This window comes from Paracoccus amoyensis (assembly GCF_014490725.1).
GTDB lineage: Bacteria > Pseudomonadota > Alphaproteobacteria > Rhodobacterales > Rhodobacteraceae > Paracoccus > Paracoccus amoyensis.
The window spans coordinates 227,875-250,742 of record NZ_JACOQL010000002.1; the positions used below are offsets into that span (position 1 = coordinate 227,875).

Consider the following 22,868-nt stretch of genomic DNA (forward strand, 5'->3'; position numbering starts at 1 on the left):
AAAAATCGGGCGACAGATTTTTCTCTGTGACGTCCCACAAGCCTCGCCCCGATTCCTCCGCGAAGTTATCCACAGGGGGATCTCGGACGGAAAATGGGCGATAAATTTCGCTGACGGGAAGGCTTTTGTCACACAGGACAAAGGCTTATGCTGCCCAAAGCCTTATGAGTGATTGCCCATGTCTGATGATCTGACACCGAAGCCACTTTCCGATATTCCGTTGGCTGGCGTGATCGGGATGCCGATCGCCCATTCGCGTTCGCCGCAATTGCATGGTCACTGGCTGAAACGCTACGGCATCAGGGGGCATTACGTTCCCTTGCCGGTCATGCCCGAGCATCTGGCCGAGGTGTTGCGCGTTCTGCCGCGTGCAGGATTCGTCGGGGCGAATGTCACCATTCCGCATAAAGAGGCGATTTTGGCACTGGCGGATTTCGTGACGGATCGTGCTGCACTGATTGGCGCCGCAAATACCCTCATCTTCAGGCCTGACGGAAAAATCCACGCGGATAATACAGACGGTTACGGCTTCATCGCGAATATTCGGCAATCGGCGCCGGAATGGCAGCCCGATGCGGGTCCGGCCGCGATCATCGGTGCTGGTGGCGCAGCGCGGGCTGTTGTTGCGTCGCTTCTGGACAGCGGGGTCAAGGAAATACGCATCACCAACCGCACCCGCATCCGAGCCGAACAGATCAAGGCGGAATTTGGTGCACGTCTGGTCGTTTATGACTGGGCTCAGGCCGGGAATATGCTTGATGGTGCAGCAACGGTTGTGAATGCGACGTCGTTGGGGATGGAGGGCAAACATCCGTTGCGGGTGCCATTGGATGCACTCAGCCCTGACAGTCTGGTCACCGATCTGGTATATGCACCGTTAATGACCCCCCTGCTGATCGAGGCCCAACACCGGGGGTGTAAGATCGTGGATGGTTTGGGAATGTTGCTGCATCAAGCCGCACCGGGGTTCGAACGTTGGTTTGGTCGTCGTCCCGAAATCGATGAAGATCTGCGCAGGGCCGTTCTTGCATGACCTATCTTTTGGGACTTACCGGCAGCATCGGCATGGGAAAGTCCACGACCGCCCAGATGTTTCGCGATCTGGGGGTCCCTGTCTGGGATGCCGACGCCGCGGTGCATCGCCTTTATGCGCCGGGCGGGGCGGCGGTTTCACCTGTTGGCCATGCCTTCCCATCGGCACATGTTGATGGCGGTATCGACCGTGCCGCGCTGAAGCAGGTTCTTGCTGCGGATTCCACTGCGCTGGATCAGTTGGAAGCGATCGTTCACCCCCTGGTCGCCGCAGCCCGGCAGGCGTTCATTGCGGAACATCGCGACGCGCCAATTGTCCTGCTGGATATCCCGCTTCTGTTCGAAAATGGTTATGAAAATCAGATGGATGGCGTCGCTGTTGTGACAACCGACGCCGAAACGCAGCGCAGCGGGTGATGGCCAGACCCGGGATGACGCCACAAACATTGGCGCTGATCCTGTCCCGCCAAATGCCTGACGCCGAAAAGCGTGCGCGGGCCGATTGGATCATTCCAACGGATACGATAGACGGGGCGAAAGCCGCCGTTACCCGCATCATCAAGGAAATCGCCACCCATGCGTGAGATTGTTCTGGATACCGAAACCACCGGTTTCGACGCCGAAGGCGCTGATCGGATCGTGGAGATCGGGGCACTGGAACTGATGAACCACCTGCCCACCGGACGCACGCTACATCTTTACATCGATCCTGAACGCTCGATGCCGAAAGAAGCGTTTGATGTCCACGGGTTGGGCGATGATTTCCTGCGCGGAAAACCAAAATTTGCCGAGATTGCACAGGAATTCGTCGACTTCATCGCGGATGACGCAAAGCTGGTGATCCACAATGCCAGCTTCGACATGAAATTCCTGAATGCCGAGTTGAGGCGGGCCGGCTTTCCGGTCATTCCCTGGTCCCGTGCGCTGGATACCCTGGCGGTTGCGCGTGAAAAATTTCCGGGCTCGCCTGCTTCACTTGACGCATTGTGCCGCAGGTTCGGTATCGACAACTCGTCACGCGAGCTTCACGGCGCGTTGCTGGACAGCGAATTGCTTGCCGAGGTTTATCTTGAACTGGTCGGCGGGCGGCAGCCTGATTTCATACTGGATCAGCCGGGACAGGCCAAAAGCGAAGTGCAGGAGGATGGTCAACCCCGTCCTCGGACGCAGCGGCCCGCGCCCTTGCCATCGCGTCTGACTGACGAAGAAGCCACAGCCCACGCTGAATTTTTGGTCAAATTGGGCCAGGAATCGATCTGGGCGCGATATTCGACCTGATCCGTTGTATCAGCAACACAGCATTCTGGCTGCAATTGTAGGATCCATGCTCGTCTGGTTACGCGATTTCTGGTCTTTCTGGTCCGCAATATTCGAGCGGATGGACAAAACTCATATGGGTTTGATCGCTGCAGGCGTGGCATTTTACGCGATGTTCGCGGTGTTTCCGGGCCTGGCGGCGATCATCGCACTGTGGAGCCTGTGGTTCGATCCGGATGCGATCATGGCATATGTCGATGTCGCCCACGAGTTCTTGCCCGAAGGATCGGCCGAGATCATCGACGCCCAGATCAGATCGCTGACATCGGCAGGGCGAACGTCGGTCGGTTGGACCTCATTCGTGTCCTTTGGCATTGCAACGATTTCAGCCCGTGCGGGTGTGGATGCCCTGATTCGCGGGTTGAATGCTGCTTATGGCGTGCGCGGCCATTCAACGATCTTCGGCTTTTTCCTGGCTTATGCGCTGACCATGGCGATCGTCGGGATCAGTCTTGCCGGATTGGCGACGATTGTCATCGTTCCGCTGCTGCTGAATTTTCTGCCCTTGGGGCCGGCGAACGCACGACTGCTGGCCGGACTTCCCTGGGCGGGTATGTTTGCCGTTGTGATCCTGGGGATCGGGATAATTTATCGCTATGGCCCGAACGTAAAGATGCCCAGAACCTCGATATTCACGTGGGGGGCGTTGTTTGCTGCGATGTTGTGGGCGGCAGCATCGGTCGGATTTTCGGCCTATTTGGGCAGCTTCAACAGCTATAACCGCATTTACGGGTCCATCGGGACTGTGGTCGCGCTGTTGATGTGGTTCTATCTGGCGGGTTTTTCAGTGCTGCTGGGGGCGCTGATCAATGTCGAACTTGCCCGCCGACGTCGTCTGAAAGCTGCCCGCGAAGCCCGAGAGTCTTTGAAGCAGTTAAAAAAAAGCGCCGAGTAACCGGCGCTTTTTTTAGTCAGATTTCGCTGGATCAGGCGTCCAGGCCTTCGGTCGATGCAAAGAACATCGCCTGACTGACAGCCGAGCGAACCTGTTCTTCGCTGTAGGGCTTCGAGATCAGGAAGGCGGGCTCGGGGCGTTCACCCGTCAACAGCCGTTCCGGGAATGCCGTGATAAAGATCACCGGCAGATCACCCAGTTTTGCCAGAAGCTCATTGACCGCCTCTACCCCCGACGACCCGTCTGCCAGCTGAATATCCGCCAGGATCAGGTCAGGGCGCTGTTTTTCGGCCAACTCGATGGCGGCGGTATGCGTGCGGGCGACGCCGGTGACATCATGGCCCATCGCTTGCACGATCCCTTTCAGGTCCATCGCGATGATCATCTCATCTTCGATGACCATGACTTTGCCGCGGACGGCGCTGCCCATTTCAGTCAGGGCGATCTGCACCAATTCGGCGGCTTCGGCCTCATCGACCTGCATCACGCGGGCGATCTGGTCGTTGCGCAGTTCTTCTATGGTGCGCAAAAGCAGGGCTTCACGTGAATTTGGCGTCAGTTTGCGCAGGTGATCCTGTGTGCGTTGTTCGCGGGTGGTCAGCTCGACTTCCTCGACCGGCTCACCCGAACTTTGCCAGATGGCATGGAAGGCGCGGTATAGCCCAAGACGGACATCGTCTTCGCCATTCAGGATCGAACGGTCGGTCAGGATGGCTTCAAGGGTTGCGGCGGCATAGTTGTCGCCCGCGCTTTGGCTACCCGTCAATGCGCGTGCGTAACGACGCAGATATGGAAGCTCGCGTCCGATGGAGTTTGCGAGATCGGCAGAAGACATTTTTTCTTGTCCTTATTCCCGTATTTCGAGGAACTATACCGCACCCCTACATGTTGCTAAGGGTGCGCACAAGATTTCCAGGACTAACAAAAGAATGACACCAAAGCGAGATGAGCGTCGAAAGGCAGCAGTCGAACAACAAATCGACGAGAACCTAAAGCGTGTCTACGAACAGGATATCACGGAAGAAATTCCCGACCGGTTCCTTGATCTGCTCAAAAAACTGAAAGAGCAGGAATGAAGTCACTGTCTGTGCTTCTGTGGACGGTTTGGCTATGGTGAAAATATGAAAAAATCCGACTCTACCGATCCGCGCGATGAGCTGGTCGGGCATCTTCCCGCGCTTCGTGCCTTTGCGCTGTCGCTGACGCGCGAAGGGGCTTCGGCAGACGATCTGGTGCAGGACACCATCGTCAAAGCGTGGACGAATATGGACAAATTTCAGGCCGGCACGAATTTGCGCGCCTGGTTGTTCACGATCTTGCGGAATACATTCTATTCGGCCCGTCGCAAGACCAAGCGTGAGGTCAGCGATACGGACGGGATTCATGCCGCGCGCCAGGCAACCCGGCCTGAACATGATGGCCGGCTGGCGATGCGCGATTTTCGTGCCGCGTTCGAACAATTGCCCGATGAGCAGCGCGAAGCCCTGATTTTGGTGGGCGCCTCGGGTTTTTCCTACGAGGAAGCTGCGGACATGACGGGTGTCGCAATTGGCACTGTCAAATCACGTGCAAATCGTGGGCGCAGAAAGCTGGCCGAACTTTTGCATCTGGCGGATGGTGAGGAAATGGACATGACCGATCCGGCGACGCTTGCCATCATGGCGTCCAACCAGACGATTTCCCGGTAAGGCCGCCGGTGTTCCGGCGGTTTGGCGATAGGCTAAGCTTTACGCGCAAACTGGGTTTTCGCCTGGGCGCGTTGCTGTCGGTGGCGATTTTGCCGCTGGCGCTGATTTCGCTTATCCAGAATTTCAACCTTGTCCGTTCAGCCGAGCAGAGCGTTGAAATTGCGTTACTTGGTCGAACGACCTCGGCGGCGGCGGGCGAACGCGCCCTGCTGCACAGTGCCTTGGGATCGGCCGACGCGCTTGGTCCGGGGGTGCTGGATCTGATGGATCAGCCGGCCCTGTGTTCGGAACTGATGCGCAATTTTATTCAGCGCAGTGCGACCTATGTTTCAGCCAGTTTTGTTCGGAAAGACGGTTATAGCACTTGTTCGTCTGCTCCGAACGGCCAGACGATCGATATGCGGGAATCTACCGCATACCAACAATTCCTTGCAGAGCCGGGGACGCTGGTCACCGCGTTGGAATCCGGCCCGATCAGCAAACGGCCCGTTGTTGTGGTGATGCAGCCCCTGTATCGTGATCGCGAGTTGCTGGGCTATATAGCGCTGGCACTGACATATGAGTTGTTGCGCTCGACCCACGATCTGACTCTTGGCACACAAGGAGCACGCATCGTCACCTTCAATCACCGCGGACAGGTCTTGTCGCAGGATGGTGACGATCAGAATATGAACGCCGATATCCTTCCGCAGAACACCGAACTGGTGAACCTGCTTTCCAGCAGCGATACGACCTTCCGCGCGCGTGACAACAACGGCAATATCCGGGTCTTTACCGTCGTTCCGGTTGTGCCGGGTCTGGTCTATGCCTTGGGAAGCTGGAGCCCCAAAACCGTAGGCGCCGGGCTGTTCCAGTTGTCCCGCTTTGGTGCTGTCGCAGTTCCGATTGCGCTTTGGCTGGTATCATTGGCGGTGGCCTACTTTGCGGTATTTCGCATGGTTTTACGGCACATCACCGTTCTTCGCGGGCAGATGCGCCGCTTTGCCATCGGCAATCGTTCGGAACCGCCGCCAGTGCTGAATCATGCGCCAGCGGAAATTGCCGATGTCAGCCAGACCTTTCACAATATGGCGCGCATTCTGATCCGCGATGAAGAAGCGATGGAGGAAGCCGTCAATGAAAAGACGGTTCTGCTGAAAGAGGTCCACCACCGCGTCAAGAATAACCTGCAATTGATTGCGTCGATTATCAACATGCAGGGTCGCATGATTGACGATCCCGACGCCAAAGCCGTGCTGCGTTCCGTTCAGGACCGGGTGGCGGCGCTGGCGACGATTTATCGCAATCTGTATCAGGCAGAACATCTGGACGCGGTCGAGGCGGGCCGGCTTATTGATGATATCATCAATCAAATGGCCAATGCCTCGATCAATTCATCCGGTGATCTGAAGATTGAAACCGAAATTCAGCCGCTGGTGCTGTTGCCGGATCAGGCAATCCCATTGTCGCTGCTGACGACTGAAGCCGTCACGAATGCCATTAAATACGCGGGTATTCCCAAGGATGCGGATCGTGCATGGGTCCGGGTCCGTCTGGTGACGACGGAACCGGGGCGTGCATTGCTGGAAATTTCGAACTCGGTGGGCGATCAGGTTCTGGACAGTGAAAGCACCGGCCTTGGCAGCCAATTGATCGAGGCATTTTCGACACAGCTTGAAGGTGAAGCCGTCATAGAAACCGACGACGATAGCTTCACTTTGAAGCTTGAGTTTGCCATCGACAGCGGTGTTTTGGGTGGAACAAGCGATCCACGAAGCGTCGTTTTGACCTCTGCCGCGCGTGAGGGTGCGCGCCACTAGACGCAGGGGCGGCCGCATAACGCTTGCGCCGCCCCTAACCGCGCTTATCTTAGGCATATGATGCAGCAGCCAGACACTTACAATCTGACGACCGGCCAGGGGCTAATCGCATGCCCCCGATGCGATACCTTGCATATCGAGGAAGAGCTGACCGCAGGCGAAACCGCGAAATGCATTCGGTGCGGAGGTATGTTGGCAAAATCCCGTGGCGGCGCCTTTATCCAGCTTATCGCGCTGTCCTTTACCTCGATGATCCTTCTGATCGGGGCGATATTCTTTCCGTTTCTTGAAATCTCCCGAATGGGTTTCGGTAATGCGACCTCGCTGTTCGGGGTGGCAATGGCGTTTGCCGAGGGGCTTTTGCTACCGCTGGTCCTTGTGCTGTTGCTGCTGGTTGTCGGCCTGCCGATCTTTCGCTCATTCCTGTTGCTTTATACGCTGCTGCCGTTGGCAAAGGGCCATCAACCCTATCAATATGCCGCTACGGCGTTTCGCTGGTCCGAACAGTTGCGACCGTGGTCGATGGCCGAGATTTTTATCATCGGCACGGCGGTTGCATTGGTCAAGATTGCTGGATTGGCAACCGTCCATCTTGGTCCCGCCTTCTGGGCGTTTTGTGCGCTGGTGCTTGTGAACGTCGCGGCACGGGGCTTCATGTGCCAGACAACGATCTGGGACGCGATCGAAGACGCGGGCGTGCCAACCGATGGTCGTGAGATGGTCGAGGGTCAGACCGGATGAGCGCCGCAGAGACGAACCGCCCTGTTCCAACAGCACATCGCGCCGGGCTGCTTGGTTGCCGCAGTTGCGGACGCGTCTGGCCGCTATCCGAAACACATTGCCACAGATGCGGCGCAAAATTGGTGCCACCGGACCGCCGGTCGTTGCAGGCGGTCTGGGCGTGGTGGTTTGCGGGTCTGATCACTTATATCCCTGCAAACCTGTTTCCGATGATGAGCACGAGATCACTGGGCGGGCTGGCCGGAAATACCGAATCCACGATTCTTGAAGGCGTGGTTCAGCTTGTCCAGCACGGCAGCTACGACATCGCGGCAATCGTGTTCGTGGCGTCGATCATTGTGCCGATTGCGAAATTCGTCTCGATCGCATGGCTGGCCTTGGCCGCAGGTCGCCCCGCGACGGTCGATCAGGCGCATCGTCGACTGCATGTTTATGAAATCGTCGAATTTATCGGCCGTTGGTCCATGATCGACGTGTTCGTGGTCGCGGTGACATCGGCACTGGTGCAATTAGGCTTCGTCGCCTCGATCCATCCGGGGCCTGCTGCGGTGTCTTTTGCGCTATCGGTTGCCTTTACAATGCTTTCGGCGCAAAGCTTTGATCCAAGATTGATCTGGCGCGGCCTGCCGCTGAGAAGCCGGACGGATAACGAAGGGACGGGATAAGACACCCTATGAGCGATGAATCCGCGCAACATCCTCAGCCGCTGAAACCAGCAAGTCCGGTTCGCAAGACCGCCAAACGCGCCGCACAGGCGGGACTGAGCGTTATATGGCTGGTGCCCATTCTGGCGCTGGTCGTAACCCTGGCGATTGCCCTTAATGCCTATAGCAACCGCGGCCCCCTGATCGAAATCGAATTTTCAGATGCGACCGGCGTGAAGCCGGGCGAAACCACGTTGCGCTTTCGCGAAATCACGGTGGGTCAGGTTGAATCGGTGCGCTTTACGCCCGACCTTTCCAAGGTGATTGTGGAAATCCGCGTTGAAAAGGAAATCGCGCGGTATATCGACGATGACGCGGCTTTCTGGATCGTTCGCCCACAGGTCACTGCACAGGGGGTGACCCGTCTTGATACCGTTCTCAGCGGCTCTTTCATCGAGGGGTATTGGAACGCCGAAGTGACCGCACCGAAAACCCACTTCATTGGTTTGGCCCGTCCCCCATTGATCCGCGAAGATGCCAAAGGGACGTGGGTTACCTTGTCGATGGAAAATGCCGACGGAGTGACCGAAGGCGCTCCGGTCCTGTATCGCGGGTTACAGGTTGGGCGGATGGAAAATCTGCGGCTGTCAGAAAACGACGACATGGTTATTGCAGATGCGTTCATCGAAGCGCCGCATGATGGGAAGCTGACGACCTCGACAGTGTTCTGGAACACATCCGGGTTTTCGCTGTCTCTGGGTGTGCGCGGGGTCGCCTTCAACGTAAGTTCGCTGTCGTCGCTGCTCCAGGGCGGGGTGGCATTTGATACGCTTGTCAGTGGCGGCCAGCAGGTCGAGGCCGGGCATATATTCCCAATGCAACCGGATGAGGATACGGCCCGCAATGACATTCTTGCCGGCAATCCGGGCGATGTTCTTTACCTGACGATGTATGTGAACGACTCGTTGCAGGGGTTGGAAAAAGGCGCTGCTGTTGAATTTCAGGGCCTGAATATCGGTCAGGTCAACGGGTTGGCGGTTGTCATCCAGAATGCGACCGATCCGAACAACGAACCCGAGGTCATGCAGCAGGTCACACTTGCGATTTCGCCGGGCAGGCTGGGGCTGGACCCGGGCGCAACCAAAGAAGATGCCTTGGCATTTTTGGAACAGGCGGTCGAGGGCGGCCTGCGCGCTCGTGTCGCAAGCGCCGGACTGCTTGGCCTGTCGCTGAAAGTCGAATTGGTTCAGATCGACGACGCCGAGCCTGCAAGCATCGACATGGCTGGCGATCCGAACCCGATCATGCCGTCGGTCGAAGGCAATCTTGAAGACTTTACGGCCAGCGCCGAGGGCTTCCTGAACCGTATCGGCAACCTGCCGCTTGAGGATGTTCTGAAATCTGCCACGAATATGATGGATAGCGTCACGGCCATTGCCAACTCGCAAGATACACGGGCCATTCCCGGGGCATTGCGCGAAACGTTGGATCAGGCACAGGCCGCCGCAACGGATATCAGTGGTATCACCAAGGAACTGCGCGAAAAGGACACCGCCGCAAGCATTTCACGTTTGGTCGAGGAAGCCTCGGCCGCCGCGGAATCGATCAAGCTGGCCGCGGCTGATGCCCCCGAAATGGTCAGGCAGATCGACGCCGCCGCCGCCAAGATGGAAGAATTCGGCTTTGCTGAAATCAGCGCGCAGGCCGAAGGTATTCTTGCCGATATCCGTGCCATCCTTGGCACCGAGGATGCAGAACAACTGCCGCGCAACCTGTCCAATACGCTAGAGGCCGCATCGGGGCTGTTGAACGATCTGCGCGATGGCAATGCGGCGGGCAGCCTGAACAACGCACTGGATTCCGCAAGCACGGCTGCGGATGAGATTTCCAAGGCTGTTCAGGATCTGCCGCAGTTGGTTCAGCGGCTGCAGGCGACGGCTGCGCGGGCAGATGCTGTGCTGGCGGCCTATGGCGATCGCTCGGCCTTCAACAACGAGGCGATCGGCATGCTGCGCGAATTGCGTCGGGCGACGGCGTCATTTGGTTCACTGGCACGGATGATCGAACGCAATCCGCAAGCCTTTATTCTGGGACGATAAACGATGACCCTGCTTAACTACATGCGCATTGGAACGCTGACCGGGGTTGGCCTGCTGGCACTAACCGCATGTTCCAACCCTGAAAAGACGGCCCGTTATCTGATCGACCCCCCGCCCGCCATCGGGCAGGTGCCGAACCGCCTTGGCACGGCAGAGCTGAAAGATGTGTCGCTGCCCGGATATGCTTCGGACGAAGAAGTCGCCTATCAAACGCCCGATGGTGCCGTCCGGTCGTCGCCCAGAAATCTTTGGGCAGACAACCCTGAACGTGCCTTTACCCTGACGCTGGCCCGGGCAATTTCAGATGCATCCGGCGCGACCGTGATTGGCGAGCCATGGCCCCTGGCCGAGCCGCCGCAGCGTGTATTGGAGGTGCGGGTCGAACGCGCATTGGCACAGGCGAATAATACCTATCGCCTGTCGGGCCGCTACTTCGTTTCAGATGATCGTGGGGGCGGGACAAACCATGCCCGCAACTTCGATATCGTGGTGCCGATGCAAAGCGAATCCCCCGGTCAGACGGCGGCGGCGGCATCGCAGGCGATTTCCCTGCTGGCCCAGCAGATTGCGACGCTTTCGGGTCCGGGCCGAACGATTGCCACACAGACGCAGCCCGATCCCTTTGCCGATCTTGAACCGCTGTTCTAGGACGCCTTTTCCGGCGTCAATGCGTCCAGAATTTCACCATGCAACCGTGGACCGGCCACGATCAGGCCGTCCACCATCGCCTTTGGGCTGTTGAATCGCATCGCGCCGCCATTGCGATCAGTGGCAATCGCCCCTGCCCGTTCAGCAATCAGACTGCCCGCCGCAATATCCCATTCCCATGCGGTGCGCAAAGACAGCGCCGCATCGAAGCGGCCTTCGGCGGCAAGGCACAAACGCCATGCCAAAGACGGCCGGAATTCGCGGATGAACGGCGGGGCCTTGCCGTCGCGCCAGTAGCCGGCTTCGGTCGCGGCGCGATAGGTCAGAACGGTCGCGCCTTGGATACTGACAGCAGTGGGCCTGATGGATTGGCCATCGCGCAAGGCGGGGCCACCTTCATAGGCGGTATAGATCATGTTGCGTGCCGGCAAATAGACAACGGCGGCAATCACCTGGCTGCCGCGTGCGACCGCAAGCGAATGGGCAAAACCGTCTTGCCCCGCGATAAACGAACGCGTGCCGTCAATCGGGTCGATGATAAAGCAATATTCTGCGTCCAACCGCGATGGATCGGCCTCGCTTTCCTCGGACAGCCAACCGTAATCGGGTCGCGCCGACAGAAGCTTTTTCTCCAGGGCTTCGTTCACAGCCAAATCGGCCTCGGTCACGGGGCCGGCATCATCGTCCTTTTCCCACGCGACGGGATCCTGTTTCCAATAGCGCAGGGCAATCTGTCCTGCGTCCCGGGCGGCATCGACCAACAGCGTCAGATCGTCCTCAGGCGCCGGCAACGGTCATCCCCTCGACCAGCAGGCTGGAAACCTCGGACCCGCGCCACGGCAGGGCGTCATTTGCGACGATCAGCGTCATCAGCATATCGCGCAGGTTCCCCGCGATCGTGCATTCGTTGACCGGATAGGCGATCTGCCCATTTTCAACCCAGAAACCAGCAGCGCCACGCGAATAGTCCCCCGTCGTCCCATTGACCGACGAACCCAGCATCGAGGTCACGATCAGGCCGCGCCCCATATCTGCGATCAGTTCCTGTTGTGAGTGATTTCCTTTGGTCAGGACCACATTGCTGTTGGTTGGCGAAGGCGGCGACGACAATCCGCGCGACGCGGATGCCGTGCTGTCCATATTCAGCTTGCGTCCTGTCGCCAGATCCAGTGTCCAGCCCTGCAGCACGCCACCGGCAACAATGCTGCGCTGCCTTGTCGCCAACCCTTCGGCATCGAATGGCCGTGATGACGGATAGCGCAACCGATGGGGATCTTCGATCAGATCTATCCCCGCGGGCAGAACAGGTGCGTCCAGCGCCTTGCGTAGCCAGCTTGAGCCGCGGGCGATTGCGCCACCATTCACAGCCGACAGCAGATGCCCGATCAAGGATGCGGAAACCCGGCGGTCATACAGGATCGGGAATGCGCCCGTCGGCGGCTTTCTTGATCCGGCGCGTTCCAGCGTTCGAAGCGCCGCCAGACGGCCGATTTCCTCTGGTTCAGGCAGATCGCTGGCCCAGATACGGGATTCAGCAGCGTAATCCCGTTCCATGTTCAAACCCTCGCCAGTGATTGCGACGGTCGAGATGGCATGTGTCGTGCGGCCATATCCGCCCGAAAACCCGTTGCTTGCCGCCAGCCACATCGACCGTCGGCTGAATGCGGCATTCGATGCTTCGACCTGCGTGATCCCGGGTTCGGTCAGGGCCGCTGCTTCGGCCCGCAAGGCAAGTTCCTGCAGCCAATCGGGCTGTGGATCGGGCTGATCGTCGCTGATCTCCAACCCCGCAGCGTCGCGCGCTGTGGAAAGCTGATCGGGATCGGCCAACCCCAGATAGTCGTCGACAGGCGCCTCCCTGGCCATGGCAACGGCGCGCTCGGCCATTTGCTGGATGGTGGCGTCGCTGTGATCTGATGCGGATACATTGGCCTGCCTTCCGCCAACCAACACCCGCAGCCCGATCTCGACCCCTTCGGCGCGATCTGCATGTTCCAGCGACTTGTTTCGCACATCGATGCTGACGGACTGGCCATGCATCGCCAAGGCATCGGCCTGATCCGCGCCGGCGCGCCGGGCCGCTGTGATCAGCGATTCAGCAAGCGTTTGAAGATCGGGGGGCGTATTGGCATTACTGCTCATCCGGGACTCCTGTTTGATGCCTTTTTGTCCCGCCAAAGCGAATTTCGCAAATGAAAAGGGCCGGAGCAATGGCTCCGGCCCTGACCATGCAAGGGATCAGATCACTTGATTTGCTGACCGTTGGCAAAGACCTTGCCGCCCGACTGGAATTCAATCTCGGTCTGCAGTTTGTCGGTTTCGCCCTCGACAGGCTTGGCAAACATGCCCAGCATCATGCGCATCCCCATCAGCTGATCCTGCGGAACAAGGCCGGTCTTGACCAGATTGTCCAGCAGACCGTTCACGCCTTCGAAGGTGCCATTGATCTTACCCGTGGGATCGTTCGGGTTCTGGCTGAAGTCCAGATCACCCACCAGATCGGCTTTCGCCCCGACAGCATCCAGTGCCACACGGTTGATCTTCAGGTTTTTCGGTTCAAACGGAACCGGCGGGGCGATGGGCATGCCGCTGGCATCGACCTGCGGCTGGCTGAGCGCGGGATCGAAAATATTCATCGTCACCAATGCGTCGCCCTGAACATCAATCGACAGGCTGGCCGGATCGCGCGGCAGGGCGCCATTCGGATCGAACAAGGCCCAGATTTCATCGCCCATGGTCAGCCCGCTTAGCGCATAGGCCAGCGTGAATGGCTGCGCCTCGTTGCCCTTTTGAACCGGGAAGGCGATGTCGCCAGAGGTTTCCTTGATCGCATAGGTGATCGGGAAAGGCAGGTCCGAGCTGCTCATCTCGACCTTGGTGTCAGCCGCCTTGCCGCCATAGGTGATGCCATCCGATGACATCTTGAACGAAATATCGCCCGAACCGGCGCTGAACATGCCTTCGGCATTTTTCGCCGGATTTTCAGGGCCATTGGCCTCGGCGTTCATTTTGAAGGTGCCGGCAATCGATTCATAGGCAGCAGTGGCGTCGAAATTCATGCCGGCGGCCAAGGCTTCTGCCATCTGGGTGCCAAGATCGAACTCGCCAGAGGGCGTATTCGCATTCCCTTTGCTGGCCAGATTATTGAAGGCGATGTTGAAGGTCAGATCGCCGCCGCTGGATTCCGTGCCATTTGCAGGAACTTTCCAGTCCGAACCGATAGCCAACATGGCAGCCGTCAGGTCGAAGGTCTGTTCAGTGCCGTCGGCCTTAACATTGCGCTGCGTGCCCTTCAGATCGGTGATCTCTGCCTTGATCGGCATTGTCACATCTGATTCCTGATCGACAGGAACCTGAAGATCTACCACCATCGAGGGATAGTTATATTCATACAGCGTGTCTTCGACCGAGCCCGAGATCAGCATCTCGTTGTTTGGCGCGGTCATCTTGCCCGTCATCTGGACATCGACCATGTCCATGTCGCTGGTCGCGTCCTCAGCGGTGCCTTCCTCGGCAGGGGCTTCGGCGCTTTCTTCGGGGGTGGTTTCACCCTCGGCGCCATCTGTCGGCGCGGGGCCGGCCTGATCGTTCATCGCCTCTTCAAGGGCTTTCTCATCGGGCACCTGATAGGTGACAGACAGGGCGATATCGCCTTCCATGACCCCACGGACCTTGGCATCGCCGGTCTCGGTAAAGATCATTTTCGGAATGGTGATCGTGGTCGGTCCCTGTGCGCTGTTCATCGACAGAACGGCGTCCGTGACGGTCAGAGTATTGCCCGCGTCATCAACATTCCCGGTTGTCAGTTCATAGCCGAAATCGGTGTAGTTCTTGGTCAGGCTTTCCCATGCTTCGGCCGGGGTAATATCAGCCAGAACGGGTGCCGCGCCCGCGATTAGTGCGATTGCCGAGGTTGCAAGCGAACGGAACATACCGGATACCTTTCGAAAATGCGTTGGTTGCTGAATGTCTGACACAGCACAATCGCAAGGGAAAGGGAACATTCCGTGATCTTATGTGATCTTCAGGATGGATTGGCGATTTTGACGATCAATCGTCCCGAAAAGGCCAACTCACTGACCGGGGCGATGCTGACCGACCTGACAGACAAACTGTCGGATCTGTCACGATATGGCTGCAGAGCCGTCATATTGACAGGGGCCGGCAAGGTTTTTTCAGCCGGCGCCGATCTGGATGAGGCAAAGGCAGGCCTTGCCACGTCGCATGTCTGGGACCGGCTGTCGTCGCAGATAGCGGCCATGCCCTGCCTGACCATTGCGGCACTGAACGGCACATTGGCTGGCGGGGCTTTTGGCATGGCGCTGGCCTGTGATCTGCGGATCGCCGTGCCCGAGGCGAAGTTCTTCTATCCGGTAATGAAGCTGGGCTTTCTGCCGCAGCCTGCCGATCCGCCACGTTTGCGGGCCCTGGTCGGCCCGGCACGCGCCAAGATGATCCTGATGGCGGGTCAAAAGATCGACGCCCCCGAAGCACTGGCCTGGGGGCTGATTGACCGGATTGTGCCCGGCGATGCGTTACTGGCCGCGACCAAGGGGCTGGCGGGCGACTGTCTGGCCGCCGCGCCGGATCATGTGGCCGCGATCAAGTCGATGCTGGATCAGCCGTAAACGGACTGTTTCCCGAAATGCCGGGTGAGCATGTAATACAGCACCGCGCGATATTTGTTGCGGTTCGAGCGACCGTATTTGTCGATGGCGCTGTTTATCGCATCCATCAATTCCGGGCCGTTGGCCAGCCCAAGCTTCTTGACCAGAAAGTTGTCGCGAACCCGGTCCAGTTCTGTCTGATCGCTGGCTGAAACGGTTTCGGAATCCGCGTTATAGATGGACGGCCCGCAGCCGATCGTGACCTTGGTCAACAGATCCATGTCGGGTGTTTCGCCCAGCTTTTCTTTGATGTCAGCCGCATATTTTGCGATCAGCTCGTCGCGCTTGCTCATACTTCCCTCGCTCCCTGTTCGTGGGTGTGGCGGGAAAAGGATGCTGGCAGAGTAAACTAATATCAAGTGTTTTGACGGGCTTTGCGCGAATCAGTGGTTGAAGCCCGTCAGGCCTGGCAGCCATGTCGACAGTCCCGGCACGAATGTCAGGATCAGCAGGCAGATGATCGCAGCCAGGAAAAATGGCGGTAATTCCCGAATGATGGCTGATGGCCGTTGCTTGGTCGCGGTCGCCACGACAAAGATCAGCCCACCGACGGGCGGCGTCATCAGGCCGAAGGTCAGGTTGACGATCATCACGATGGCAAAGTGGTCCGGCGCGATCCCAAGGCCATAGGCGATCGGCGCAAGGATCGGGACAAGGATCATCACCCCCGGCAGCGGGTCCATGAACATGCCAAAGATCAGCAGCAGCAGGTTCACCATCAGCAGAAACGCGATGGGCGACAGGTTCATCGCGATCACGGCGTCGGCCATGGCTTGCGGCACGCCTTCGATGATCAGCACCCAGGCAAAGGCACGTGCGGCTGCAAGGATCATCAGCACCGCCACTGACATGATCGCAGATCGCAGGAACGCCGCCCACAGATCGTGCAGGCTGAAACCGCGATAGACCACCATGCTGACGATGATGGCGTAAAAGACCGCGATCACCGAAGCCTCGGTCGGGGTAAAGATACCGCCGCGAATGCCGCCGATAATCAGCACGATCAGCAGCAATGCAGGCAGGGCCTTGGCGGTATTCAGCAGCATCTCGCGGGCCGAGGGACGGATATCCTCGCTGCGGTAATTCCGCTTGCGGCTGATCCACCAGTTCACGCCCGCCATCGCGCCGGAAATCAGGATGCCGGGCAGGATACCCGCCATGAACAGCGACCCGACCGAGACGTTCCGGTCTTGCAGGGCATAGATGATCATGGTGATCGAGGGTGGGATGATCGGGTCGACGACCGAGACAGACACCGTCAGCGCGCCGGCATAGGATTTGGAATAGCCGCTTCGCTCCATCATCTTGGCCATCATCGCGCCCGGTCCCGCAGCGGCGGCCAGGGCCGAACCTGAAATCCCTGCGAACAGCGTGGCGGTCAGGACGTTGGCATAGCCAAGACCGCCCCGGAAATGTCCGACGAATTGCGACGCAAAGCGCAGCAGCATCCGCGAAATCGCACCCGAGGACATGATTTCCGCTGCCAGAATGAAAAACGGCACTGCCAGCAGGGGAAAGCTGTCCAGCCCCGTGAACATCTCTTTCACCACGACAACGGTGGGATAGCGTCCCGACAGACCAACCGCCGCAAAGGCCGCGATGGCCAGCGAAAAGGCCACCGGAACGCCAAGGATCAGCAGGATGAAGAAGGCGATGATCAGGATTTCAGCCAACGTGCGCCTCGTCCGAATACTGGAAACCTGCCCGCAGATAGCGCGGCGCGATCAGGGCCAGATGGATCATCAGCAGAACGAAACCAACCGGCATCGCGGCATAGACCCATTTCATCGGCACGCGCAGCGCCGCCGATTTCTGAACCGACATGCGGTTCATATAGTCGATGCCGACCCAGACCATATAGGCAAAAAAGCCGAACATGATCAACAGGATAAGAATTCGAACCAGCCGCTGCGCCGGACTGGGCAGCGCTTCTTGCGCATTGGCGATGGCGGCATGCGCCCCTTCGCGTAGCGCAAGCCCGGCACCCAGAAAGGTAAGCCAGATCATCGAATAACGCGCAACCTCATCCGCCCAGGCTGGCGCACTGGGCAGGGCGTATCGGGCGAACACGTTCCAGCCGACGACCACCGACATGAAGGCCAGCCCCAAAACAAGGACTGCCCCATTCAGCGTGACAAAGGCATTTTCAATCCGGCGCATGGCGGGTTACTGGACGGCCTGAATGCGGTCCATCAACTCTTTCCCGAATTGCGCTTCATACTCCTTGTAGGGGGCATCCAAAGCGGCGCGGAACGCGGCTTTTTCCTCGTCGGTCAGCTCATTGACTTCCATCCCGGCCGCTTTCAGCGCGGCGACACCGGAAGCGTCAACCTCATCCACGTAATCGCGCATCGCCTGCACCCCCGCGGCTGCTGCTTTCTGGAATGCGGCTTTCTGATCATCGTCCAGCTTGCCCCACAATTGCGGCGATACCAGAATCATTGCGGGCGAATAGACGTGGCCGTCAAGCGTCAGATATTTCTGAACCTCGTTCAGTTTGGCTGATACGACCACGGATAGCGGATTTTCCTGACCGTCGATGGCACCCTGCTCCAATGCGCCGATCACTTCGGGCCATGCCATGGGCGTCGGCGAAGCGCCAAGTGCGCGAAACGCCTCGATATGCACCGGGTTTTCCATGGTGCGGATCTTCAGCCCCTGTGCATCTGCGGGGGTCTGGATCGGGCCGCGATTGTTGGTGATGTGGCGAAAGCCCTGCTCGCCCCATGCCAGCGCATGCAGGCCGGCATCATCAAACTTCGCCAGAATTTCCTGACCGATCTCGCCATCCAGCACCGCGCGCGCATGGGCTTTGTCGCGGAACAGGAAGGGCACGTCGAACACGCCCGCCTCGGGCACGAAATTCGACAGGGTGCCGCTGGATACGATGGTCATTTCAACGGTGCCAAGCTGCAAGCCTTCAATCACTTCACGCTCGCCGCCCAGCCCAGAGGACGGGAAATGACGAAAGGTGAATTGATCGCCCAGACTTTCGGTCAGCGATGCCTCGAACGCCTTGGCACCCGCGCCGTAATGGCTGTCTTCGGCCAAGGCATAGCCGATCTTGATTTCCTGCGCGGCAGCCGGAACTGCGACTGCCGCGCTGAGCAATGCGGCGGTGAACAGGTGTTTCATGGATTTCCCCTCCCTTGATTCCGGCGAACTTTGCGCGACCTTGTCAAAAAGCGCAATGATTGCGCGGCCTTCTGAAAATCCATTTGACTTGCGTCCATCGGATTGCCGGAACAAAGTTCCACAAGGGCCGTTCTAGTCAAACGGTTGTTCCAGTGGTTCCACAATGACGCCTGACAACATCTTTTTTTGTGCAGGCCGGTTGCGTGGGCGATGCGGGCAGTCCACTTAACTGCCTATAACAGAAGGAATTTTTGTGATGCGTAACGTCATCCTATCCGCGGTTCTGGGACTGTCGACCGCCCTGCCCGCAGCGGCGGAAACCATTCGCGTCGGCATGTCTGGCGGGTATTTCCCCTTCACGTTCACCCGTGCGGGTGAGTTGCAGGGATTCGAGGTTGACCTGATGAACGCCATTGGCGAAGCGACCGGCGACGACATCGAATTCGTCACCATGTCGTTTTCAGGTCTGATCGGCGCACTGGAATCCAACCGGATCGACACCATTGCGAACCAGATCACCATCACGCCCGAGCGTGAGGCCAAGTTCGCCTTCTCACAGCCCTATGTCTATGATGGTGCGCAGGTCGTTGTGAAGAAAGGCAACGAGACCGATATTACCGGCCCCGAAAGCCTGAAAGGCCGCGCGGTGGCCGTCAACCTTGGCTCCAACTTCGAGGAATTGTTGCGCAACCTGCCCTATGCCAGTGAGATCGACATTCGCACCTATGAAAGCAATATCGCGCAGGATACTGCACTTGGCCGCGTGGATGCGTTTGTGATGGATCGCGTGTCGTCCGGTCAGCTGATTGCGGAAAGCCCGCTGCCCTTGGCATTGGCCGGACCACCCTTTGACGAAATTCAGAACGCCCTGCCCTTCCGCAACGACGAAGCCGGGATCGCGATGCGCGACAAGGTCAATGACGCGATCACCAAGTTGAAAGAGGATGGCACGCTTGCCGAAATCTCGCAGAAATGGCTGAAAACCGATGTGACCAAGCCTCTGGCTGAAGCAGAGACAGCGACCGAATAATGCAAGGCCTGAACATCGCCTATATGCTGGACCTGATCCCGGTGATTGCCGGGTATGTCCCGCTGACCATGTTCATGGCGGTCGTCTCCATGATCGCAGCGCTGGTGTTGGCAGCCATTCTGGCCATCATCCGCGTGATGCGCATACCGGTCGTGGATTGGATCGTGGCGGTGTTCATCAGCTTCTTCCGGGGCACGCCGTTATTGGTGCAGTTGTTCCTGTTCTATTTCGGCCTGCCCCAAATTTTCAGCTTTCTGGTCGAGATCGACGGCGTTACCGCGGCAATCCTTGGTCTGACGCTGCATTTTTCGGCCTATATGGCGGAAAGTATCCGCGGTGCCATTCTGGGCGTTGATCGCAGCCAGTGGGAGGCGGCGGAATCCATCGGCATGACCCAGATCCAGCTTTTGCGCCGGATCATCCTGCCGCAGGCTGCCCGCACGGTTGCGCCGACGCTGATGAATTACTTCATCGACATCATCAAAAGCACCTCTCTGGCCTTTACGCTCGGCGTTACCGAAATGATGGGCGCTGCACAAAAGGAAGCTGCCGGCAGCTTCCTTTATGTCGAAACCTTCCTTGTCGTCGCCATCTTCTACTGGGTCATCGTTGAAGTGCTGTCCGTCGGGCAACGCTGGATGGAACGGCATCTTGGAAAGGCGGTGGTCCGATGAGCTGCGAAATCAATGTCAAAGGTCTGGTCAAGCGTTTTGGCCAGAATGTCGTTCTGAACGGGATTGATCTGTCCCTGAAACCGGGTGAACGTGTGGCGATCATCGGCCCGTCGGGCACCGGTAAATCCACCCTGTTGCGTTGCCTGAATTTTCTGGACCGGCCTGACGAAGGTCGGATTACCCTTGGCGATCTGTCGGTCGATGTTGCACGCGCAGGCAAGCAGGACATTCTTGCCCTGCGTCGTCGCACCAGTTTCGTGTTTCAGAATTATGCCTTGTTCGCCAATAAGAACGCCCGCCAGAATATCACCGAGGGGCTGACCGTCGTGCGCGGCTGGACCAGGGAAAAGGCCGATGCCCGTGCGGAGCAGATTTTGGCGCAGATCGGTCTGGCCGATCGCGGGGACAGCTATCCGGCGGCCATGTCGGGCGGACAGCAGCAGCGTGTGGGCATTGGCCGCGCCATGGCTCTGGACGCCGATCTGATGCTGTTTGATGAGCCGACCAGCGCACTTGACCCGGAATGGGTGGGTGAAGTGCTGGACCTGATCCGTCGCATCGCTGACGGGCGCCAGACCATGCTGATCGTCACCCATGAAATGCAATTTGCCCGCGAAATCGCGGACAGGATCATTTTCATGGATGGTGGCCGAATTGTCGAACAAGGCCCGCCCGATCAGATATTCGGCAATGCAAAGGATGATCGGACCAGGGCCTTTTTGCGCCGCGTCGGCTGAAATTACTGCAGACCGGCAGTGGTGTAATACACCTCGACGCTGGTTTGTTCGTCAAAGCCGATACCCGAGGCGATGATGCAGCTGGTATTGTCTTTGCGTGGCGCCACAAGCGTCCATGTGCCCATCTGATCCGAACCCCACAGTTCCGTGCCGGCATGCTGTTCGGCATCAACACGGTTTTCGCTGAAATCCTGCGTCAGAGTCTGGTGGATTTCGCTATCCGTCGCACAATAGGGCTGATCGCCCACTGCCATATCCGATGTCGGCATGTCCTGTGCTTGTTGCAACAGGCTTGCCGTATCAATGCCCGCCATTGCCGACCAGCCCTGAACAGGTTGATCCGAACGGATGGCAGAATAAGCAGGCATCGCCACCAGCAGCGCGACGCTGCCAGCCATCCCAAGGCGGCCAATGCGGTTTGCGGTGCGGTTCATGGTTTCAGCCTTTCATCTTGCGATTTGCTGATGAAAAAACGTCCCAAAACCCATCAGGTTCCCGATTTCGCCCTTTGATGCCGAATTTTCGAACAGGCATGTATTGTTTAACTCATTATATTTAAAAGATATTTTTTCAATCTGCTGCGGGGCGGATTTCTTGGAAAACGACCCCTGCCAAAATGTCCCCAAAATGTCCATTGACGCGACTTTTTAACGATAGACTAATCAGGAAGCCTCGAACTAGGTAACAGAGTGAAGTAATAGTTACCGCAAACATTTGGGATGAGGAATGCGATGGCGGTTCTTTTGGGGGATGTGGGCGGAACGAATGCACGTTTTGCACTGGCGCGAAATGGTGTGATCGACACAGAGACCGTCACCAAATATCGCGGTGACGACTATGCGACATTTGATGACGTTGTGCGCCAGTTTCTGGTGGATCACGATCAGCCAAGGGTCACGTCGGCCAGTGTTGCTGCAGCAGGTCCGGTCAGTGGTGGGCGGGCGCGGTTGACCAACCGTGACTGGGATATGACCGAAGACGGATTGGCCCGATTGACCGATGCGGATCATGTGCGGATCATCAACGATCTGACCGCCCTGGGCTACGCGACCCCCACCCTTCGCCGCGAGGGCGGATTGCGCGAACTTCGTCAGGCGCCAGCGAATCGGATCACGAACGGCCAATCGCTGGTCGTCGGTCTGGGCACCGGATTCAACGTTTGCGCGGTTCGTGCCCTGCCCACGGGCGGGATCATCGCGATGGAGGCGGAGGAGGGTCACACCCAACTGCCCGCAAACATCTACAGGATTCTTGTTGATCTGATGGGGGTCAAGGCTGCGGCGCAATTCACCTCGACCGAGGAAACCTTTGCCGGGCGCGGTCTGTCGCATCTGCACGCTGCACGGACCAAAACCACCGCCGTGCGCAGCGAAGAGATCGCCAAAGCCGCCGAAGCGGGCGAGGCAGAGGCCATCGCAACCTATGAGCTGTTCACCGATATGGTAGGTTTGTTGTGCCGCGAATTGTCAATGCGCTTCATGCCATTGGAGGGGTTGTTCCTGGCGGGTAGTGTTGGACGCAGTATCGCCGAACGCATGGATCGCTTCGAACGGTCATTCCTTGCCGAACCCTATATGCGCCATATCGCTGAAAATACGCCGATCTTTTTGATCAGCGACGACATGGCCGCGCTGCACGGCTGCCTTGAGGCGTTGTCCTGAATGCGACAGCGCCGCTAAAGATTACTAATTTTCGACGATTTGCTGGATTCTGCAGCCTGATCCTGCTCAAATGCGGGCAAAGAAGAAATACAGGGCAGTAG

General features: G+C 58.2%; 24 protein-coding genes and 1 pseudogene. 16 read left to right on the forward strand and 9 right to left on the reverse strand.

Annotation, left to right across the window (positions count from 1 at the left end; all coding sequences use genetic code 11):
- Nucleotides 1–178: 178 nt before the first annotated feature.
- From H4P12_RS05950 to H4P12_RS05965, 4 genes and pseudogenes are all read left to right on the forward strand, one after another.
- Complete coding sequence (locus H4P12_RS05950) at nt 179–1,033, forward strand: shikimate dehydrogenase (protein ID WP_187792720.1); 855 nt, start codon at nt 179–181, stop codon at nt 1,031–1,033.
- A pseudogene (coaE, locus tag H4P12_RS05955) lies at nt 1,030–1,616 on the forward strand (dephospho-CoA kinase). The gene H4P12_RS05950 and the pseudogene coaE overlap by 4 nt, the downstream one beginning before the upstream one ends.
- Entirely contained in the window at nt 1,609–2,310 is a 702-nt protein-coding gene (dnaQ, locus tag H4P12_RS05960; RefSeq protein ID WP_187792722.1) for a DNA polymerase III subunit epsilon, read from the forward strand. The pseudogene coaE and the gene dnaQ overlap by 8 nt, the downstream one beginning before the upstream one ends.
- Before the next feature lie 46 nt (nt 2,311–2,356).
- Complete coding sequence (locus H4P12_RS05965) at nt 2,357–3,244, forward strand: YihY/virulence factor BrkB family protein (RefSeq protein ID WP_187792724.1); 888 nt, start codon at nt 2,357–2,359, stop codon at nt 3,242–3,244.
- A 31-nt stretch (nt 3,245–3,275) separates the two neighbouring features.
- Here the strand turns inward: H4P12_RS05965 and H4P12_RS05970 are convergent, their stop codons facing one another.
- Complete coding sequence (locus tag H4P12_RS05970) at nt 3,276–4,079, reverse strand: response regulator (protein ID WP_187792725.1); 804 nt, start codon at nt 4,077–4,079, stop codon at nt 3,276–3,278.
- A 94-nt stretch (nt 4,080–4,173) separates the two neighbouring features.
- On the opposite strand from H4P12_RS05970, the gene H4P12_RS05975 reads away from it, so the two are divergent.
- The 7 genes from H4P12_RS05975 (at nt 4,174) to H4P12_RS06005 (ending at nt 10,863) form a co-directional block, all read left to right on the forward strand.
- A complete protein-coding gene (locus H4P12_RS05975; RefSeq protein WP_187792727.1) occupies nt 4,174–4,320 on the forward strand; it encodes a NepR family anti-sigma factor in 147 nt (48 codons plus the stop codon).
- A 45-nt stretch (nt 4,321–4,365) separates the two neighbouring features.
- Nucleotides 4,366–4,932 carry an RNA polymerase sigma factor gene (locus tag H4P12_RS05980; protein WP_187792728.1) on the forward strand — a complete coding sequence of 189 codons (567 nt, stop codon included), beginning with the start codon at nt 4,366–4,368 and terminating at the stop codon, nt 4,930–4,932.
- Between the two features lie 8 nt (nt 4,933–4,940).
- Nucleotides 4,941–6,731, forward strand: a complete 1,791-nt coding sequence (locus tag H4P12_RS05985) for a histidine kinase dimerization/phosphoacceptor domain -containing protein (RefSeq protein WP_187792730.1) — start codon at nt 4,941–4,943, stop codon at nt 6,729–6,731.
- Between the two features lie 189 nt (nt 6,732–6,920).
- Nucleotides 6,921–7,472, forward strand: coding sequence for a paraquat-inducible protein A (locus H4P12_RS05990; protein ID WP_246448973.1), 552 nt, complete (start codon nt 6,921–6,923; stop codon nt 7,470–7,472).
- Nucleotides 7,469–8,137: a paraquat-inducible protein A gene (locus H4P12_RS05995; RefSeq protein WP_187792732.1), complete on the forward strand. Its 669-nt coding sequence runs from the start codon at nt 7,469–7,471 to the stop codon at nt 8,135–8,137. Before H4P12_RS05990 ends, H4P12_RS05995 begins: the two co-directional genes overlap by 4 nt.
- Before the next feature lie 8 nt (nt 8,138–8,145).
- Complete coding sequence (locus H4P12_RS06000) at nt 8,146–10,215, forward strand: MlaD family protein (protein WP_187792734.1); 2,070 nt, start codon at nt 8,146–8,148, stop codon at nt 10,213–10,215.
- Nucleotides 10,216–10,218: 3 nt separating this feature from the next.
- A complete protein-coding gene (locus tag H4P12_RS06005; RefSeq protein WP_246448975.1) occupies nt 10,219–10,863 on the forward strand; it encodes a PqiC family protein in 645 nt (214 codons plus the stop codon).
- Here H4P12_RS06005 and H4P12_RS06010 read toward each other — a convergent pair.
- The 3 genes from H4P12_RS06010 to H4P12_RS06020 all read right to left on the reverse strand — a co-directional run bounded on the left by H4P12_RS06010 (nt 10,860) and on the right by H4P12_RS06020 (nt 14,795).
- Nucleotides 10,860–11,654 (reverse strand): inositol monophosphatase family protein, encoded by a 795-nt coding sequence (locus H4P12_RS06010; RefSeq protein WP_187792736.1) that lies wholly within the window; start codon nt 11,652–11,654, stop codon nt 10,860–10,862. The genes H4P12_RS06005 and H4P12_RS06010 overlap by 4 nt on opposite strands.
- Nucleotides 11,641–13,005, reverse strand: coding sequence for a TldD/PmbA family protein (locus H4P12_RS06015; protein ID WP_187792738.1), 1,365 nt, complete (start codon nt 13,003–13,005; stop codon nt 11,641–11,643). The genes H4P12_RS06010 and H4P12_RS06015 overlap by 14 nt, the downstream gene beginning before the upstream one ends.
- A gap of 101 nt (nt 13,006–13,106) precedes the next feature.
- On the reverse strand, nt 13,107–14,795 hold the full coding sequence (locus tag H4P12_RS06020) for a DUF2125 domain-containing protein (RefSeq protein ID WP_187792739.1): 1,689 nt from the start codon (nt 14,793–14,795) through the stop codon (nt 13,107–13,109).
- Between the two features lie 75 nt (nt 14,796–14,870).
- On the opposite strand from H4P12_RS06020, the gene H4P12_RS06025 reads away from it, so the two are divergent.
- A complete protein-coding gene (locus H4P12_RS06025) occupies nt 14,871–15,491 on the forward strand; it encodes an enoyl-CoA hydratase-related protein (RefSeq protein ID WP_187792741.1) in 621 nt (206 codons plus the stop codon).
- Here the strand turns inward: H4P12_RS06025 and H4P12_RS06030 are convergent.
- The 4 genes from H4P12_RS06030 to H4P12_RS06045 all read right to left on the reverse strand — a co-directional run bounded on the left by H4P12_RS06030 (nt 15,482) and on the right by H4P12_RS06045 (nt 18,665).
- Entirely contained in the window at nt 15,482–15,823 is a 342-nt protein-coding gene (locus H4P12_RS06030; RefSeq protein ID WP_187792743.1) for a DUF2853 family protein, read from the reverse strand. The two genes, H4P12_RS06025 and H4P12_RS06030, sit on opposite strands and share 10 nt — an antisense overlap.
- Before the next feature lie 90 nt (nt 15,824–15,913).
- A complete protein-coding gene (locus H4P12_RS06035; RefSeq protein ID WP_187792744.1) occupies nt 15,914–17,203 on the reverse strand; it encodes a TRAP transporter large permease in 1,290 nt (429 codons plus the stop codon).
- Nucleotides 17,196–17,690 carry a TRAP transporter small permease gene (locus tag H4P12_RS06040; RefSeq protein WP_187792746.1) on the reverse strand — a complete coding sequence of 165 codons (495 nt, stop codon included), beginning with the start codon at nt 17,688–17,690 and terminating at the stop codon, nt 17,196–17,198. Before H4P12_RS06040 ends, H4P12_RS06035 begins: the two co-directional genes overlap by 8 nt.
- Nucleotides 17,691–17,696: 6 nt before the next feature.
- Nucleotides 17,697–18,665, reverse strand: a complete 969-nt coding sequence (locus tag H4P12_RS06045; protein ID WP_187792748.1) for a TRAP transporter substrate-binding protein — start codon at nt 18,663–18,665, stop codon at nt 17,697–17,699.
- 256 nt (nt 18,666–18,921) lie between these two features.
- Between H4P12_RS06045 and H4P12_RS06050 the strand changes: the two genes are divergently transcribed.
- Genes H4P12_RS06050 through H4P12_RS06060 form a run of 3 tightly spaced genes read left to right on the forward strand, consistent with a single transcriptional unit; the run spans nt 18,922 to nt 21,106 of the window.
- Nucleotides 18,922–19,695: an amino acid ABC transporter substrate-binding protein gene (locus H4P12_RS06050; RefSeq protein WP_187792750.1), complete on the forward strand. Its 774-nt coding sequence runs from the start codon at nt 18,922–18,924 to the stop codon at nt 19,693–19,695.
- On the forward strand, nt 19,695–20,369 hold the full coding sequence (locus tag H4P12_RS06055; RefSeq protein WP_187792752.1) for an amino acid ABC transporter permease: 675 nt from the start codon (nt 19,695–19,697) through the stop codon (nt 20,367–20,369). The genes H4P12_RS06050 and H4P12_RS06055 overlap by 1 nt, the downstream gene beginning before the upstream one ends.
- Entirely contained in the window at nt 20,366–21,106 is a 741-nt protein-coding gene (locus H4P12_RS06060; RefSeq protein ID WP_187792754.1) for an amino acid ABC transporter ATP-binding protein, read from the forward strand. Before H4P12_RS06055 ends, H4P12_RS06060 begins: the two co-directional genes overlap by 4 nt.
- A 2-nt stretch (nt 21,107–21,108) precedes the next feature.
- Here H4P12_RS06060 and H4P12_RS06065 read toward each other — a convergent pair whose 3' ends face one another.
- Nucleotides 21,109–21,540, reverse strand: a complete 432-nt coding sequence (locus H4P12_RS06065; RefSeq protein WP_187792756.1) for a hypothetical protein — start codon at nt 21,538–21,540, stop codon at nt 21,109–21,111.
- Between the two features lie 297 nt (nt 21,541–21,837).
- On the opposite strand from H4P12_RS06065, the gene H4P12_RS06070 reads away from it, so the two are divergent.
- The gene (locus tag H4P12_RS06070) at nt 21,838–22,767 is read left to right on the forward strand and encodes a glucokinase (RefSeq protein WP_187792758.1); all 930 of its coding nucleotides are present in this window, start codon (nt 21,838–21,840) and stop codon (nt 22,765–22,767) included.
- The last annotated feature ends 101 nt before the right edge of the window (nt 22,768–22,868 follow it).